General features: G+C 45.5%; 13 protein-coding genes and 1 pseudogene. 8 read left to right on the forward strand and 6 right to left on the reverse strand.

The features are described 5' to 3' along the window. Positions 1 to 742 precede the first annotated feature (742 nt). From ACY0JR_RS19760 to ACY0JR_RS19770, 3 genes are all read left to right on the forward strand, one after another. A complete protein-coding gene (locus ACY0JR_RS19760; protein ID WP_462635895.1) occupies positions 743 to 1,762 on the forward strand; it encodes a LacI family DNA-binding transcriptional regulator in 1,020 nt (339 codons plus the stop codon). 494 nt (positions 1,763 to 2,256) lie between these two features. After that, positions 2,257 to 3,813, forward strand: coding sequence for a GAF domain-containing protein (locus tag ACY0JR_RS19765; protein WP_462635896.1), 1,557 nt, complete (start codon positions 2,257 to 2,259; stop codon positions 3,811 to 3,813). Positions 3,814 to 3,864: 51 nt separating this feature from the next. Further along, positions 3,865 to 7,947: a chemotaxis protein CheB gene (locus tag ACY0JR_RS19770; RefSeq protein ID WP_462635897.1), complete on the forward strand. Its 4,083-nt coding sequence runs from the start codon at positions 3,865 to 3,867 to the stop codon at positions 7,945 to 7,947. Between the two features lie 274 nt (positions 7,948 to 8,221). Here the strand turns inward: ACY0JR_RS19770 and ACY0JR_RS19775 are convergent, their stop codons facing one another. From ACY0JR_RS19775 to ACY0JR_RS19790, 4 genes are read right to left on the reverse strand one after another with little or no spacing between them, the layout of a single operon-like run. Then, complete coding sequence (locus ACY0JR_RS19775; RefSeq protein WP_462635898.1) at positions 8,222 to 9,034, reverse strand: hypothetical protein; 813 nt, start codon at positions 9,032 to 9,034, stop codon at positions 8,222 to 8,224. Between the two features lie 8 nt (positions 9,035 to 9,042). Next, entirely contained in the window at positions 9,043 to 9,219 is a 177-nt protein-coding gene (locus tag ACY0JR_RS19780; protein WP_462635899.1) for a hypothetical protein, read from the reverse strand. After that, positions 9,219 to 10,304 (reverse strand): toxic anion resistance protein, encoded by a 1,086-nt coding sequence (locus ACY0JR_RS19785; RefSeq protein ID WP_462635900.1) that lies wholly within the window; start codon positions 10,302 to 10,304, stop codon positions 9,219 to 9,221. Before ACY0JR_RS19785 ends, ACY0JR_RS19780 begins: the two co-directional genes overlap by 1 nt. Positions 10,305 to 10,309: 5 nt before the next feature. Next, positions 10,310 to 10,753, reverse strand: a complete 444-nt coding sequence (locus ACY0JR_RS19790; protein ID WP_462635901.1) for a hypothetical protein — start codon at positions 10,751 to 10,753, stop codon at positions 10,310 to 10,312. 395 nt (positions 10,754 to 11,148) lie between these two features. Between ACY0JR_RS19790 and ACY0JR_RS19795 the strand changes: the two genes are divergently transcribed. Further along, a complete protein-coding gene (locus ACY0JR_RS19795) occupies positions 11,149 to 12,447 on the forward strand; it encodes a DEAD/DEAH box helicase (protein ID WP_462635902.1) in 1,299 nt (432 codons plus the stop codon). Positions 12,448 to 12,689: 242 nt separating this feature from the next. On the opposite strand, the gene ACY0JR_RS19800 is transcribed toward ACY0JR_RS19795, so the two are convergent. Further along, positions 12,690 to 13,088 carry an NUDIX hydrolase gene (locus ACY0JR_RS19800; RefSeq protein WP_062542010.1) on the reverse strand — a complete coding sequence of 133 codons (399 nt, stop codon included), beginning with the start codon at positions 13,086 to 13,088 and terminating at the stop codon, positions 12,690 to 12,692. 49 nt (positions 13,089 to 13,137) lie between these two features. On the opposite strand from ACY0JR_RS19800, the gene ACY0JR_RS19805 reads away from it, so the two are divergent. Both ACY0JR_RS19805 and ACY0JR_RS19810 read left to right on the forward strand, forming a co-directional pair. Next, positions 13,138 to 13,305 carry a hypothetical protein gene (locus ACY0JR_RS19805; RefSeq protein ID WP_462635903.1) on the forward strand — a complete coding sequence of 56 codons (168 nt, stop codon included), beginning with the start codon at positions 13,138 to 13,140 and terminating at the stop codon, positions 13,303 to 13,305. Between the two features lie 119 nt (positions 13,306 to 13,424). Next, on the forward strand, positions 13,425 to 13,616 hold the full coding sequence (locus ACY0JR_RS19810) for a cold-shock protein (protein WP_062542011.1): 192 nt from the start codon (positions 13,425 to 13,427) through the stop codon (positions 13,614 to 13,616). 128 nt (positions 13,617 to 13,744) lie between these two features. Here the strand turns inward: ACY0JR_RS19810 and ACY0JR_RS19815 are convergent, their stop codons facing one another. Then, positions 13,745 to 15,115, reverse strand: coding sequence for an FAD-binding protein (locus ACY0JR_RS19815; RefSeq protein WP_462635904.1), 1,371 nt, complete (start codon positions 15,113 to 15,115; stop codon positions 13,745 to 13,747). 77 nt (positions 15,116 to 15,192) lie between these two features. On the opposite strand from ACY0JR_RS19815, the pseudogene ACY0JR_RS19820 reads away from it, so the two are divergent. After that, a pseudogene (locus ACY0JR_RS19820) lies at positions 15,193 to 15,825 on the forward strand (Hsp70 family protein); the annotation flags it as partial. A 457-nt stretch (positions 15,826 to 16,282) separates the two neighbouring features. Then, the gene (locus tag ACY0JR_RS19825) at positions 16,283 to 16,822 is read left to right on the forward strand and encodes a hypothetical protein (RefSeq protein ID WP_462635905.1); all 540 of its coding nucleotides are present in this window, start codon (positions 16,283 to 16,285) and stop codon (positions 16,820 to 16,822) included. Positions 16,823 to 16,995: the final 173 nt, after the last annotated feature.

Below are 16,995 nucleotides of genomic sequence, written 5' to 3' on the forward strand. Positions count from 1 at the left end.
CGAGCAATAAGTATGGCAATGTATAGGACTCATAAACCAAGTTCCCAATAATCTTACCCCACCTTTAGAGACCACTAATTTCTTCAGGTATTTGCGTCTTTCGCAAAACTGGTACTAAATTAATGCAAACTGATACTTAATCTACATCTATTAACGAGGTTGAAAATTTTGGCAATTGGAAGCCTGTTTTTCTTCTCTTCGTTATCGATATGATAAAAGAACAAACATTATTTTTTAAAAACAAGAACATGCTCAAAATTTATTTTTCCCTTTCAGTGGTGGGAATAGGCATACCTTCACCAAAGAAGGCCAGTAAAGTGCTCATATAAGCTCTATACCGCGTTTTGAAGAGATGAGAAATAATTGCCGTATAAACCACAGAGAAAGAACAATTCAGTGGAACTTTGCAAAATTAGCAATGAAAGTAAGTTTTCCTCTCAAGAAAACCTTCCAACATGGATGTGATCATTCCTCTACTTTCTTGAAGTTTGGTCAGCTTTAAACTCTGAACAAACCTCTCTTATCTACCTTCCTGCATCTGGTCTCTTCTCATTTTCACGTTGCTAAAACAGTTTACCATTTTTAATGTTAATTTTAGAATGCTTTAGGCGTCTCTCTTACAGACGCTCATTGGCTCCCGACTCCAATTGACGATCATCACCATATCCCTGTTTTGCTTTAACCTTTCAGAAGAAGGGGCTCATATACACAAGAGAGGGTATTGTTGCAACTATCAAAAAAAATGAAAAAGAGGCTTTCAATCAGAGACATCGCTCAGCAACTCAATATTTCTATCACCACTGTCTCTTTCATTCTTAATGGGAAAGCCAAAGAAAAGCGCATCAGCGAACAGGTAACAGAGCGGGTTCTTAGATTGGTGGAGGAACTTGACTACAAGCCCAACCAAATTGCCCGCAGTCTGAGAACCGGCAAGTCAAAGATTATTTGCTTGATGGTGGAGAACATTTCTAACGACTTTTTCTCCAGTATTGCCCGCCATATTGAAGAAAATGCTTTTGACCAAGGATATAAGATCATCTATTGTAGCACAGAAAATAAGCCTGAGAAAACCAGAGAATTGATAAAAATGTTTCAGGAAAGGAATATTGACGGGTATATCATTTCTCCCCCAGAGGGCATCAAAGAAGACATTCAGTCTCTATTAGATGAAAAGTTACCCGTTGTTCTTTTTGACCGTTTGATTCCGGGCCTACTCACGAATTCTGTGATGATCGACAATTTTGATGCCACGTACAAAGCCATTCAACATCTGGTAGAACAAGGATGCCAGAACATTGCCTTCATTACGCTTGATTCATGTCAAACCCAAATGAAAGACAGGCTAGACGGTTATACCCAAGCCCTCAAAGAGCAAGGCCTGAAAACCTATGTGCTTAAAGTGGATTATGCAGCTCCCTATGCAAAGCACGTAAAAAGTATTGCTACGTTTCTAAAGAAACACAAAGCGTTTGACGCAGTTCTGTTTTCAACCAACTACTTAGCCACCAGGGGCATTGAAGCGCTTAATACCCTCAATCTGAAAATTCCTTCGGATATAAGTGTCATTGCGTTTGATGACCTGGACTTCTTTAAACTGTATCAGCCCACTATAACCGCTATCTCGCAACCGGTGGAGGAAATGTCAAAAAAGCTGATTGACATTATCTTGAGGAAACTTGAAGGTAATCTGGAAGACAATGACCGGGCGGAAGTAGTTCTTCCCACAGAATTGATTATACGTAATTCGTCTCGCCGAAATTGATGCTTATAATTTAAAGCTTTAATCATTATCCTGCCTGCATTCCCATTCCTCCGTTTCTTTGAAGTTATTATTCTCTGCTGCTTACATTATGAAATGATAACTAAGAGGACAGGAAGCACTGCTTCCCATTCTCAAATCCTGACCGGGAGAATAAGAATGCAATAGTCTACTGGAGCTTTTTTGTTAGGCCGCCATACATTGGCTGTTTTAAGCTTATCTTCAGGAAAGAAGCCCTAAAACAGCAAATGAATCAAGGATGAAACCCTAAAGTATCTTCCGCTTAGGACGCGTAGTAATACGTAGTTGCTTTTACTCAAATTTTCAGAGTTCCTAAACCTGTTGTACATTTGGTTTAGAAGGATTAACCAGACTGGCCTGTCTTAAAAGTTGTATTTATTTCTGTAGGGCTGGTAAGGGATCAAAACAGAATAGCGATTTATCTGTTATGCCTTTCGCTTACTAACTGACCCAATAGTCATCTAGAGATTGCCCCTATGGAAAAAAAGCAGGCCCCCATCAGCTTCAACCTTGATAAAAACTATGATTCAGAGTTCTGCGGTAGTATTCCGTTGCATTTAGTAAACCTGATTCAGCCGCACGGCGCGTTGCTTACCTTAGATTACTCCAATCTACAGATAGTGCAGGTAAGTGAGAATGTGGAGCAACTGCTAGGTATTCCTGCGTCAGATATCTTAGACCAACCTATTGCCAGTTTTTTGCCGGCCGCACAGTTTGAAGACATCAGGGTAAAAGTACAGAAACAGAACAGCCAGGTTAAGATCCCTTTTAACATCACTTTTCTGGTACAAGGCCAAGAGACTTCGTTTACCGCCCTGGTGCACCCCAGAGAAGAGTATGTCCTGATTGAGCTGGAAAATAACCGGGACACTTCTCCCCAGAATTCTTTTCTGGAACTATATCAGCAGATCAAATACCTTACCTCACTCCTGAAGCAGGCAGGCAGTGTGCATGAAATTGTCCAGATAACGGTAGAGGAAATAAAGAAAATGACCGGGTTTGACCGGGTGTTGGCGTATCAGTTTGACCCGCAGTGGAACGGTATTGTGATTGGGCAAGCCAAGGAAGAAGACATGGACGACTACATGGACCTTCGTTTTCCGGCGTCAGATGTGCCCAAGCAATCCCGTGATTTGTATTTCAGCAATCCGTACCGCCTCATACCTACCCGTTCTTACACGCCGGTTCGGTTAATGCCGCTCATCAACCCGTTGACCTTGCAGTTCACAGATCTGTCTGACTGTAATTTGAGAAGCGTGGCCTCGGTGCATTTAGAGTATCTGGCCAATTTGCAAATCATGGCGTCCATGTCTTTGCCGCTCATCATTGACAACAAACTGTGGGGGCTTATTTCCTGCCACCATAAATCGCCTATGAACCCCAGCTATGAACTAAGGTCGGCGCTGGAATTATTGTCGGGCATTGTCTCGGCGCAGTTGGCGGCCAAAGAACGGGAGCAAGCCATTGAACTCAGGGCCAGGCTGCGGGGCATGCACGCGCAGATTCTAGAACAGCTCTACACCAACCACAGCCTGCCAGACGGCCTGCTGTCTGGTTCCACCAACCTGCTGCACCTTTTCCACCTCACGGGGGCGGCGGTGTTGCTGGAGGGAGGCGTCTGGACCAGCGGGGCCACCCCTTCTGAACAAGACCTGAAGGAACTGGTTTTTTGGCTCAGAAGAAACAAAATAGATAAAATCTATACCACTGACACCCTGCCTATCCACTACATGCGATCACAGGAGTACAAAGACCTGGCCAGCGGCCTAATTGTGCTTCCTATCAACTCAGAGCAGGGCGAATATATTCTGGGTTTTAGGCCAGAGGTGTTGCAAACCGTAAGTTGGGGCGGTAACCCGAACCAGGCCATTCAGATGGAGCCCGATGGAAAGAACTACCACCCCCGCAATTCTTTTGCCACTTACCAGGAAACGGTGAAGCACACTTCCTTGCCTTGGCTGGAAGAGGAAATAGCCGCCGCTGAGGCGTTTCGCAGTGCTGTCCTGGAAAAAATTATCAAGGAAAGATATTAAGGCACGTTCTTCCGCAGTTTTATCATAGACAGCATCATATCATCAGTACCAATGCCAAGTTCAAAACAGCCAGTCACTCTCCCTAAAACAGACCACTATCTGGTAGGAATTGGGGCATCTGCGGGTGGATTAGAGGCTATTCATAAGTTGTTTGACCATTTCCCTAACAACTCCACGTTTTCGTTTGTCATTATCCAGCACCTCTCGCCAGACCACAAAAGCTTAATGGCGGAATTGCTTTCCAAGCACACCCAAATGCGGGTGCAGGAAGCCGAAGATGACATGATCACGCGCCCCAACTGCATTTACGTGCTGCCCAGCGGCAAGCAACTGACCTTGAAAAATGGACGGTTGAAGTTGGTAAACCAAATCAGAAACCGGGAGCCCAACTTCGCCATTGATGTTTTCTTTGAGTCACTGGCCAAAGACCGCGGCAGGTACGCCATTGGTTTGGTATTATCCGGCACCGGCACAGACGGAACCAAAGGCGTGAAGATGATCAAAGCGGCGGGCGGCATGGTGATGGTGCAGGACCCGGCCTCGGCTAAATTTGACGGTATGCCCCGCAGTGCTATAGAGACTGGTGCCGTTGATTTTGTTTTTCCTCCGGAAAACATGCCCCATGAGATTCTGGAATACACGCGCCAGATTCCGTTGGTGCAGTCGCTCATAGAACAGGAAACGGGCATTGAAAACGATGAGGTGCTACAGGAAATTCTGGACCTGATCTGTACCCATACCCAAACCAATTTCAAGAGCTACAAACAGGGCACCATCTATAGGCGCATTAAAAAACGCATAAATGCGGTGAAAGTGGACACCCTGCCAGAATACCTGAACTACATCCATGAGAACCCCTCCGAGATCAAACAACTCTGCCAGGAGTTCCTGATTGGCGTGACCCGGTTCTTTCGCGACCCCGAGGCGTTTGAGGCATTGCAAGAGGATATTATTCCCGAGATTATCGCCCACACTCCAGAAGAAGAAACCATTAAGGTGTGGGTAACCGCCTGTAGTACAGGGGAAGAAGTGTATTCCATAGCCATGCTGTTTCAGGAGTGTTTTCAGAAAATTGGCCGTGAAACCCGCGTGAAACTCTTCGCTACTGATGTAGACCAACGCGCCATTCGGCAGGCGTCTAAGGGCATTTATCCGGCGTCTATTGCCAAAGATGTGTCTGAGAAACGGCTGCAGCAGTTCTTCCACCATAAAAACAACAAATACACCATCAAGGAAGACATTAGGAAACTGGTGGTGTTCGCGCAGCATGATTTGCAGAAAGATCCGCCCTTCAGCCGGATAGATTTGATCACCTGCCGCAACATGCTCATCTACCTGAACCCTGATTTGCAGAAGAAGGTGATGTCGGTGTTTCCGTACGCTCTAAAATTGAAGGGATATTTGTTTCTGGGGCCCAGCGAACATATTGGCGACCTCAAATACAATTTCACGGAGAAAAACCGCAAGTGGAAGATTTTCCAGAAAACCCAGGAAACCAAAGGCGTGCAGCATACCTACGGGGTGAGCCACCACACCCGCGTGCCTGCCGAGAACAGTCAGCCTACGTACCGGAACGCGCAGGCGCTGCGTTACAATGAGCTGTTTCTGGATGCAGTAGCCGAGGATCTGAAAATGACCGGCCTCTACATTGACGACAATTACCAGCTTTTGCACGGCATAGGCGATTTCAACCGTTTCCTGAAATTACCCGAAAAACGCCTGCAACTGAACTTGCTGGAGATGGTACCTAAGGAGCTGGCCGTCACATTGAGCGTAGATATCAGAAAAGTGCTCAAAAACCAGAAAACCGTGTCCAGGCAGGTGATGGTGAGTTTGGGTTCTAAAAACCAGTTGGTGCAGTTGACGGTGAAAGCCATTTCCATGGAGCCAGATTCGCCCAAGGTGCTGTTGGTGCTGCTCCAGGAAATGGGGAAAGTTAGCCCCACGCTTAAGAATCTGCAGCCTTCGTTGGTCTCTCCCTCAGACACCGAGTATTTCCAGCAGCTTTCCATTTTGGAGGCCGAACTTAAAGAAGCCCGCGAAAGCCTGCACCTGACCGTTCAGGATTTGAGCACCTCCAACGAAGAACTGCAGTCTACCAATGAGGAGCTCATGTCTTCCAACGAGGAGCTGCAAAGTTCCAATGAAGAAATGCAGTCCCTCAACGAGGAACTGCACACGGTCAACTCAGAACACCAGCTCAAGATCAAAGAACTGCAGGAACTCAATGAAGACCTGGACAACTATATCAGGAGCTCCAACATCGGGCAGCTTTTCCTGGACCAGAAGTTGGTTATCAGGAAGTTCACGCCCATTGTCATGCAGTTGATCAACATCATTGACTTAGACCTGGGCCGCCCTATTCACCATTTATCGCATAATTTCAAGTACACCCGCTGGCTGGAAGACATCCAGAAGGTGAACAACACCTCCGTGGAGATTGAGCAGGAACTGGAAACTAATGATGGAAGATGCTTCCTGATGCGCATTATCCCCTACCTGAAACACGACGGCAACAAAGACGGCGTGGTGCTCAGCTTTGTGGAAGTCACCACCTTGAAAACCCTCAGCAACGTAGTGCAGGGCGTGCTCAACAGCTCGCTCAACAACATCATGGCGTTTCAGGCGGTGCGCAACGCAGAGAAGGAGATTGTGGATTTCCAGTGGACCTTGCTTAACAAGCAGGCCGAGCAGTTGATGGGCAAGTCACAGGCGCAGCTTCTGCACCAGAGCATTCTGCCAGAAATGCCTTTCCTGAAGAAAACCGGCCTGTATAAGAAGTTTGTGCAGGTAGTGGAATCCGGCGAGCCCCTGCATGTGGAGCAAAGCCTGGAAATGCACGGGCAACGCCGCTGGTTTGAGCTAGCCACCGCCAAAATGGGCGATGGTCTTACCCTCACCATGGGCGATATTACCGACAAGCGGGAAAGCGAAGAGAAAATTCTGCTGGCCTACGAAGACCTGAAACGCGCCGAGGAAGACCTTATCAAGCTCAACAACCAACTGGAAATCAAAGTCGCCGACCGCACCCAGCAACTTTCTGCCAGTCAGGAGCGTTTCCGGTTGGTTTCCATGGCCACCAATGATGTGGTCTGGGACTGGAACCTCATCACCAATGAACTATGGTGGAGCGATACCCTTAAACCCATTTTAGGCTATGAGCCCGAAGAAATGGGCAAAGGCATTAACGCTTGGTTCACCAAAATTCATCCCGAAGACAAGCAACGGGTAATCAAAGGCATTAATGAGGCCATTAACAAAGGCGAAGATCAATGGGTGGAGGAATTCAGGCTCACCCGCGCCGATGGTTCCTATGCCCCGGTGTACAACCGCGCCTACATTCTGCACAATGAGTACCAGGTGCCGCACCGCGTGCTGGGTTCCTTCATTGACTTGTCTGACCTCAAAGACACGCAGTTGAAACTCAAGGACACCAACGCCCACTTGCTGCGGGTGATTGATGACCTGGACAATTTCGTGTACACCGCCTCCCATGACCTCAAAGCGCCCATCCATAACATTGAAGCCCTTTTGCGGGAGCTGCAGGTAGAACTACCCAACAGTGCCATGGAGATGGTAGATGCCCAGCAGATCATGAACATGATGCAAGGCGCCGTAGAACGCTTCAAGAAAACCATTGGCAATCTCACAGAGATCACCAAACTCCAGAACGACCATAGCACTGAGGTGAGCACCATTGATGTAGCCCGCCTGGTACAAGACGTTGCGCTGGATCTGGAAACCATGATGAAGGAAGCCCACGCCGAACTGGAACTGGAAGTGGACAAATGCCCGGTGATTACTTTCTCTGAGAAGAACCTGCGCAGTATTGTCTACAACCTGGTTTCCAACGCCATTAAATACCGCCACCCAGACCGCGCGCCCAAAGTGACTTTAACGTGCAGCGTGGAAAAGGAATACAACGTGCTCACTGTTCAGGACAATGGCTTAGGACTAAACCCCGAACAACAGGAACACCTGTTTACCATGTTCCAACGCTTCCATGATCACGTGGAAGGCACCGGCATTGGCCTGTACATGGTCAAGAAAATCCTAAACAATGCCGGCGGTAAAATAGAAGTAGAAAGCCAAGTAGGAGAAGGAACCGCTTTCAAGGTGTTTTTCAGAAAATAGCCCAGAATCACAGCAAACCAACCATTAGCATAAAAGCCGAGTTTTGGCGCTGCTTTCCAGAAAAAAGCACCAAAACTCGGCTTTTATGTTTTCTGATATCGTGGGGGACAGGTCGCGACCTGTCCGTACATTTTTTGGAAAACAGCATGGAAAATGGCAATGATAAGGGATTGCTTTCAGCTACTTTAATAGTTCGGGCTTACAATTCCGGAAGGGCAAAGGCAAGTATGTACGGACAGGTCGCGACCTGTCCCCACGGTACCACAAGCAGTGCTTATTTTCCTCCGTTTCGGTAAATCCTGACGGGGAACAGGCGGTAATCATTGAGGTTAATGGCATATAGAAACCCTTCCCAATGGATAACAGGCACCACGCCGGTAGGCTGAATACCATTGTTGTTGGGAATGGTGACCAACGCATTGCCCACATAGGATGCATCTTTCAAGCCCACCCGCAGAGCCAGATGGTTCTGGAAGGCTTCTTTCTGGTCTTTGGAAGAAGTAAAACCCACCTCTTTGGGTACCAGTTCCTCAGCTTTTCCTTGGGTGTAATACGTGACTTTCTCTACCGTATTGATGGAAATATCGGGTACATAGAGCCGGGGAACGGTGGTTTTGGCTTCGCCTGCGTTATAGAACTTAACGGTATTGGTGATGGGTTTTACCTGGTCTGGCAGGTTGGCTGCTTTCTCCAGACGCTTCAGCTTTTCGGCCTTGTTCAAATACGCCGTGGCCTCCTGCTCACTCCCATCGCCGGTGCCGTGCGTCAGTTGGTAATGTTTCTGGTGCACGTCCAGAATGGTGGTGAAGGTGGTAATGAAATGGTCAGTGTTTTTGAGGTGGAACAACTCCAGGTCATGCAGCTTCTTCCTGGAAACCATGTAGGCGTGAATGTTCTTCGTCTTCTCGTAAACCGCCTTCATTTTAGGCTCCTGCGGCGTTCCTTTGAAGCGAGTACCCAGCTCTTGCAATTGGGTAAGCCGGCGATTGGAATCTTTGATATACGCTACCTCCTGTAAATCAAAATCGACGGGTGCTCCTACTACGGTTCTGGGGCCCGGCTCTTTCATCCCAAACAGGGATCGCATAAAACTCATCATTCAGTCAGTAACTTTTTAAGGTGGAGCGTCTCAATTTCAACCTGTATTTTCTCGGCGTTTTTCTGATTCTCGAAGAAATTGTCCAGGTTGTTGATATACAAATCTAAAAGGGAGTCCTGCTCCTGCGTCAGGACTCCGTTCAGAGATGTAGGGGTAGAGGAATTATCTGGCATTAATCAATCTCAATCTTTTTGGATTTGTTTAACGTGCCCAGAATCTTGCTGTTGAGTTCTTCCTGCACCAGCGCGAGTTCTTTCACGGCTTCGGCGCGTTTGCGGCTGCCTTCTTCAGAAATCTTGATCACGGCATCCAGGGTTTCCACCATGTCTTTGTTCACCTTCTTGAGGGTGTCCACGTCCACAATGCCCCTTTCGTTTTCCTGCGCAGCAGTCACCACATTTGTTTTGAGTAACTGCGAGTTCTTCAGCAGCATCTCATTGGTGGTGTCGGTTACTTTTTTCTGAATTTCCAGGGCTTTGCGCTGTTTCTCCAGGCCTAGCGCAATGGCTACCTGCTGGCGCCACACCGGAATCACAGTCACAATGGAGTTCTGGATTTTCTGGGCCAGCACGTCATTGGTGGTCTGTATCATCCTGATCTGCGGCATAGACTGCGTGGCAATGGTATGCGACAAGGTGAAATCATGCACCTTTTTCTCTAAACGGTCTTTAAACGCCACCATATCTGCCAGGCGCTGCACCACCAGTTCGTCCTGACCGCTGCTTTCTACTTCAGACTGCAACTGCGGGATCAGTTCGTTCTCAATCTCTTCAATCTTCATTCTCCCGGCGGCAATGAGGGAGCGCACTTCATGGATGTACTCCACCACCTGCTTGAACATGACCTCCAGCCCGGTAGAATCTTTCAAGACACTCTGGCGGGTTTTCTCCAGTTTCACCACCACATCATCTACGTTCTCAGAAACGGAGTTGTACTGGCTGGCCAGTTGCTGCGTCTTGTTTTTGATCTTACCCACAAACGGAAGACGCGAGAAGAAACCGGGTTTCTCGGTCTCGTCTACCTTGATCATGTTGATCTGGGTGAGCAGTTCATTGATGGCCGCCCCGGCATCACCTGAATCCTTGGCTTTCACCTTGGTCAGAAGTTCATTGGAGTAATAGCCCAGTTTGCGCTGCGTCTCTACCCCAAAGGAACTGAGGCTTTCGGGCTTGCTGGGGTCAATTGTCTTGGAGATTTCCTGGGCTCTCTGCTGCACCAGCTCTTTGTTTTCAGATAAGACGATTTCTTTATTTTCCATAGTGCTTAGTTTCTTTGAATGCGGAGGTTTTGAACAGGTTCTAACTCATTTACAAATGCCTTGATATGTTGGTGGCGGTCATTGACCTCATACCATTCAATTTCATGCTTAGGCAAATAATCACCTAATAAACCATGTACTTCCTGCAGTAACTCAGCGCCTTTGCGGGTCCTGAAAACAGGGTTCTTGTAGTAGGCACTCAGGTATTCCACTTTCACCTGCCCACCTTGCGTCACGGCCAGTTCCTTCACCTCTACCACCAACTCAGAAGATTTCTGGTTGTCAGTGACAATGGTTTTGTACACGCCTTTTTTCTCGTCTTCCAACACCGCGCGGCATTTCTCTTGCACGTCTTTCAGCGTCTGTTGCAGCTTATTGTTGGGCCTGATGTAATGGCCATAAATATACCCTAGAAATCCGGCCAATAGGAATGCGAAGAAGATTGCCATAGTTGTTTCTTTATTTCAAAAACGCAGTAAATGCCTAATCCTATACGCAGGCCACACGTAAATGCCCATTTTCACCAGATCAAGACAGGAAATGTTTTGCCTTATGCACTTCCATCTCTTGCCAACGGTTTTTTAAATCGAAGGTCTTGTGCTGTATTTGTCGTGTTTCCGATGTAAATATTACTAAAACTTCCTTAGATTTTATGCCGAGGCTTTGAATTGTTTCAAACCCGTTTTGAGCAAAATACCCCAAAAGCCGAAGCGGCTCAATCTTCAAAAGGCCCACCCCTGCGGCAGACTTACTCGTTACCCATATTGTACTGCAAGCCGCTTTCCTTTTTAGCTCGAAACCCTGCGCGATTAATAGCTACCTTTACGCTCTAAACGAAGATCCCATGCTCCAGAAAATCCTAGACACCCTGAAGATCTCCAGCCTGAACGAGATGCAGGAACAAACGCTGGCAGCAGCCCAGAAAAGTGATGTCATCTTATTATCACCAACAGGATCAGGGAAAACATTAGGATACTTGTTATCAATATTGCCCCGCCTGAAGCCCGAAGTGCAGGAAGTGCAGGCGCTTATTCTGGCTCCCTCCAGGGAACTTGCCATGCAGATAGAGCAGGTGTTCAGAAGCATGGCTACCGGCTTCAGGGTAGATAGCCTTTACGGCGGACATGCCACCAACCCAGAGAAACGCAGCTTAGCCAATCCACCCGCCTTACTGGTGGGTACCCCCGGCCGAATCGCCTATCACTTACGGGAAGAAAACTTTTCTACCGCCGCCATAAAAACTCTGGTGCTAGACGAGTTTGACAAATCCCTGGAGTACGGGTTTCAGGAAGACATGGCCTATATCATCGGGCAGCTCAAGAATGTAGACAAACGACTGCTGGTTTCGGCTACAGCCATGCCGCAGGTTCCTTCCTTTACCAAGCTTAAGAGCCCCATTACTGTGAACTTCCTGCAGGAGGCAACTAATGCCCCGGATTTGCAGGTGAAAGCGGTAGAAGTTCAGAATGGAAACAAAATGTCGGCTCTGATGGGTGTGTTATGCTCAATTGGAACCGCTTCCAGCATGGTGTTTTGCAACCAACGCGACACGGTGGAAGCAGTAAGTGATTTCCTGCGCGACAAAGGCCTTCCTCATGGCATCTTCCACGGAGGCTTAGAGCAACCAGACCGGGAACGTACCTTGATGAAGTTCCGGAACGGCACCTACCGCACCTTAGTAAGTACTGATCTGGCTGCCCGGGGCCTGGACATTCCCGAGGTGGAATTTGTTATCCATTTCCAGGTTCCTGATCAAGAAAATTTCACCCACCGCAATGGCCGCACCGCCCGCATGAACGCCAAAGGCACCAGTTACCTGCTCTTGCAACCCGGTGAAAAGCCGCCTTACCTTTCCAAGAATCCGCCACTGGAGAACTTGCCTGCCAAAGCTACCCTGCCCCCTCCTTCGCCCTGGGAAACCATTTACATTAGTGCGGGCAAAAAAGACAAGGTCAACAAAGTAGATATTGTAGGCTGGATGCTGCAAAAAGGCGGCTTAGACAAATCAGAACTGGGCCGTATAGAACTGTTGGATAATGCCGCTTTCGTGGCCGTTTCTAAAAAGAAGCTGGAAAAAGCAGTGCAACTCCTGCAAAATGAAAAGCTGAAAGGAAAGAAGGTAAAGATTGAGCAGGCGGCTTAAGTGAGTGAGAGATTGAGTGAATGATTGATAATACACAAATAATACACAAAGGAATCCCCGTTGCAGAATTTTTGATAAAAACATCTGCAACGGGGATTCCTTTTGGACTTGACCTTTAAGATTGACTAATCTCGCCTATAAACCTCTTGCCTAAATTAAAGGTATGTGTCTTTGACAGTAGATTTCATTTTAATCCTCTTTTCCTTAAAAGAGCCTCAAATTGGTCTTGGCAATTAAAGAACCTACTTTAGCAACTTCTCTTCCTTCAACCAATCAAATATAATTTGGTCCACCGGCGAAACTTTATCCCGGTCAGAGTAGCCAAGCCATACTACTTCCTCTATCTCGTTTGCCGGTTGTATGTTGCCCTTGTAAGCTCCGGTATAACACGTCATTTTCACCTCCACTCCCTCTGGATGACTATCGGCTTGGGCCTGAAACGTCCCGAAGTAATTTACCGTCTCCTCTACCAAATCTACTTCCAGCTCCTCCTTGATCTCTCTGGACAAGGCCGCAAAGTCGTTTTCATCTGCCTCTCGCTTTCCACCCGGAATATAGTACTTCGTACGGCCCACACTGCGCGTACTCAATATTCGCCCGTCATGGATTTCAATCCAGGCTAGTTTATCTATGGTTTTCATGGAAGAGAATTTTGGTAAGCTTTAGGATGAATATACACAAACTACCCTAATGTTTTCTCATGCGGGAAATACTTTTTCAGAAGGTGCTCTTCCCTTACCACCTGAACAAAGAAAAGCGGATTTGAACCTGTTTTGTGAAATTACCCCAAAAGATAAACCCACATTTGCTTTTACCTACGGGAAAGTAAAAGACCAACATATAGGAGAGAACGCCTAAGAAGAGCTTCCTTCACAAAAGGTGTAATTTCACTTATCAAAAATAAAATTTTACTTTTTCTAGGTAACCTTGAACTAATGTCTACCTTTGAGGGTAGTAGATGTATAATAAACAATATCATGAATCAAGGAACAGTAAAATTCTTCAACGACTCTAAAGGGTTCGGTTTTATCAAAGACAACAATTCAAATCAGGAGTACTTCGTACACGTATCTGGATTAGTAGATGAAATCAGAGAAAACGACGAGGTAGTCTATGATCTTCAAGAAGGAAGAAAAGGACTAAACGCCATCAACGTTAAACGCGCTTAGTCTTTAGACATAAAGACATAGTACAAAAAAGCCTCTCCGATTGGGAGAGGCTTTTTTTATGCTCTAATGTGAGGGCGTTTTTAGCCGTTTTTTCAGAAAGCTGGTTAGAAATGCCTAAAAAACCCAAGTCAGGAAACACCAAACACATACTTATCCATAAACTCATTCCTGAATTTTCCTTCCGGATCATGCTGAAGAAGCAATCGCTTAAAATCCTCCATCCTTTCATATTGGGCCTGCAACACCTCGGGCTCCATAGTAAACAGTTTTCCCCAGTGCGGCCGGGCATTAAAAGGAGCTAACTTCTCTTCAATTAACGGAAGCAGTTGCATCACCACTTCCTCATCCTGCTTCCAGGTAAAGTGAAACGCCACGGTAGTTTGCTTGTATTGCGGGCTTAGCCACAACTCATCCGCTTTGATGGTTCTGATTTCTGAAACAAACAGATGCGGCTTAATCTTCTCGTGCAGTGATTCAATTGCCATGATGGCTTCATAGGCATGTTCAATGGCCACAAAGTACTCACTCTGCAATTCGGCTCCGGCGCTAGGTTTGAACCCCATCTTAAAGTGCGGCAAACGCTCGTACCATTCACCAACTTCTCCCAATTGCTCAGTAGTATTCTCCGCTGATTCACTCTCAATAGGGTGCAACTTCTGAGTAGCGAGTTTTGCCCCAAACAACTCTGGTTCAATAATGGTTGGCACACCTTCCTCTACTTTGCTCTTTACCCAAACCTGGTTAATGTTTTGGTTTTCCCAATGGGTGAACAGGCTCACGCTGTACCCTTTGGACATGATTTCTACAAAATTATTCTGCAAAGCTCGCATAGGTAAATTCCGATACACTACCTGCGTCATCTTAAAGGAAGGCACTAAGTCAAGAGTGATTTTAGTCACAATGCCTAAACCACCAAGCGCCACTACTGCACCATTAAACTGTTCTCCATCCTTCTGCCGGGACATAATTACCAACTCACCAGCTGCATTCACAAACTCAATGGCAGAAACAGAGGTAGCCAAGTTGCCATTTTGTATTCCAGAGCCGTGTGTGGCTGTGGAACACGCTCCAACTACTGTAATGTGCGGTAAGGAAGCCATGTTAGGCACTGCATAGCCATGTTCCTGCAGAACTTCGGCTAGTTCTCCGTACCGCACTCCTCCTTCTACCGTCACATTATAGGCAGTTTTGTCTAGGGAAACCACAGAGGCTATAAATTGAAGGGAAATAAGATCCTTTCCGCTATCAGCGATTTGGTTAAAAGAGTGCCGTGATCCTACCGCCCTTACCTTCTGGGAATTTCTTACAATAACCTGCACCTCTTCCACAGAGGCTGGATAATGTACTTTGCTGGTGCTATAGGCGAGATTGCCGGCCCAGTTTTTTAAGCCGGGTTCTTGTGCAGGAGTAGTCGTTTTTCGTTTGGCCTTTAGCAGTTTAGAAAAAACCACGCCACCTGTCAGACCCAACGAGAGGAAGAATATGACTCTTTTAACCATTTTAAACTTGTAAATAAAACAAGTTAGAAAAATAGCCGATTTTATCCAAACCATTTAGCTTACTCTTGATCTTCTTGAACATTGACGAAGTAATCTTGGTGGGTGGTTCTACCCGTATCCCAAGAATCCAGGAGAAAGTAGAGAAGTTCTTCGGCAAGAAACCATCTAAGGGTGTGAACCCAGATGAGGTAGTAGCCATTGGTGCCGCTATCCAGGGTGGTGTATTGACCGGTGAGGTGAAAGACGTGTTGTTGCTTGACGTGACTCCGCTCTCTCTGGGTATCGAGAACATGGGAGGTGTGATGACCAAGTTGATTGAGTCTAACACCACTATCCCAACCAAAAAGTCTGAGACCTTCTCAACCGCTTCTGACAACCAGCGAAGCGTGGAGATCCACGTGTTGCAGGGTGAGCGCCCGATGGCCCGCGATAACCGCACCATCGGAAGGTTCCACTTGTCAGACATTCCACCAGCGCCACGTGGTGTTCCGCAGATCGAAGTAACCTTTGATATTGACGCTAACGGTATCCTGCACGTGTCTGCCAAGGACAAAGGAAATGGCAAAGAGCAGAAGATCAGAATTGAGGCTTCTTCTGGTCTGTCTGAGCAAGAGATCAAGCGAAAGCGCTATGAAGCCAAATCCAACGAAGAAATTGATAAAATAGAGCAAGAGGAAAATGATAAGCGAAACCAATCTGACTCAAGGATAAGATTTGTTTCTTTATATTTAGATATGATCATCTATTAACCTTATTCATTTAACCCCAACCGAATTTTTCACTTTTTCTTTTCACCATCATTAATGTTTACTTTTTGCATAATCTTTGATTTTAAATTTAAGTGTGCTTACAAAAGTAAACTTTATACATATTTTGATAAAATACCAAAAAATAAGTATTGCAACTTTACCTTTAACGAATTAACTTAATTCCTTCATAAACAACAGAAAGAAAACATATTATTCAAAAGAAAATATTTACTCTAGGATAGCAAATAAAAAAAAGAAAACAGAAATACATATAAGTAAAGGGTAAACAAGAATTAATTAAAGCTTTCAGAAATTTCATCTAATAGACGGATAGGTAGAGACATATTTGCAAAAGTTATGCGCAATGAAATATTTACGATACTCATTTAATAATTAATGTACGACAAATACATAATATATGGAAGAATTAATATTTTACTACAATGAGCATGCTCAGCAAGCAAGACAGCACGAGAACTATCGCGAAAGAATGACAAGTATAATTTTAACAATAAATGGTGCCTTAATTGCATTTATTACATATGATAAACTTTCAATATGGTCTGTTTGGGCGTCTTTGTCAGTTATACTTTTGGGTGTTTACGGATTTTTATTTGCAGGAAAGCATTATGAAAGATTTAGGTATCATACTTCAATTATGGGAGCGATAAGGAACGAAATAGATAAATTATATATAAACCCACTTGCAAATAAAAGGCAATTAAAAATTTTGCGAGATGAGGGAAGTACAAACCATTACAAGAACTTTAATTGGCCAATTTTTAAAAGCCATAACAATAAAGCAAACTCTTGGATGGCTAGGCAGAGGGTACACTTATTTTGGGAGTTCCTCCACGTTTTATTGATAATGATTGGAATAGGTATAACAACAAATATATTTATAAAAATAAGTATCGATGATCAAGATAAACCAATACTAGTTAAATTAATTCGTTAAAGTTATAAAAATAATAGGAACAAGAAAAAACGACATACAAATTTATAAAACATGACAATCGAACTTCATATAACCTTTTTATTCACCAAGACTTATACGCTCTTATAATTTAAACTAAATCAAAAACAAAGATGGATAATGAGGTATAATTGTTTATAAATCTTAATTGATTA

It is taken from the genome of Rufibacter sp. JT3400010, assembly GCF_054956755.1.

Coding starts and splice junctions, on each gene's coding strand:
- ACY0JR_RS19805 (WP_462635903.1), top strand. CDS start 13,138: ATGTTTTCTCATGCGGGAAATACTTTTTCAGAAGGTGCTCTTCCCTTA.
- ACY0JR_RS19800 (WP_062542010.1), bottom strand. CDS start 13,088: ATGAAAACCATAGATAAACTAGCCTGGATTGAAATCCATGACGGGCGA.
- ACY0JR_RS19785 (WP_462635900.1), bottom strand. CDS start 10,304: ATGGAAAATAAAGAAATCGTCTTATCTGAAAACAAAGAGCTGGTGCAG.
- ACY0JR_RS19775 (WP_462635898.1), bottom strand. CDS start 9,034: ATGCGATCCCTGTTTGGGATGAAAGAGCCGGGCCCCAGAACCGTAGTA.
- ACY0JR_RS19765 (WP_462635896.1), top strand. CDS start 2,257: ATGGAAAAAAAGCAGGCCCCCATCAGCTTCAACCTTGATAAAAACTAT.
- ACY0JR_RS19760 (WP_462635895.1), top strand. CDS start 743: ATGAAAAAGAGGCTTTCAATCAGAGACATCGCTCAGCAACTCAATATT.
- ACY0JR_RS19810 (WP_062542011.1), top strand. CDS start 13,425: ATGAATCAAGGAACAGTAAAATTCTTCAACGACTCTAAAGGGTTCGGT.
- ACY0JR_RS19815 (WP_462635904.1), bottom strand. CDS start 15,115: ATGGTTAAAAGAGTCATATTCTTCCTCTCGTTGGGTCTGACAGGTGGC.
- ACY0JR_RS19795 (WP_462635902.1), top strand. CDS start 11,149: ATGCTCCAGAAAATCCTAGACACCCTGAAGATCTCCAGCCTGAACGAG.
- ACY0JR_RS19770 (WP_462635897.1), top strand. CDS start 3,865: ATGCCAAGTTCAAAACAGCCAGTCACTCTCCCTAAAACAGACCACTAT.
- ACY0JR_RS19790 (WP_462635901.1), bottom strand. CDS start 10,753: ATGGCAATCTTCTTCGCATTCCTATTGGCCGGATTTCTAGGGTATATT.
- ACY0JR_RS19825 (WP_462635905.1), top strand. CDS start 16,283: ATGGAAGAATTAATATTTTACTACAATGAGCATGCTCAGCAAGCAAGA.
- ACY0JR_RS19780 (WP_462635899.1), bottom strand. CDS start 9,219: ATGCCAGATAATTCCTCTACCCCTACATCTCTGAACGGAGTCCTGACG.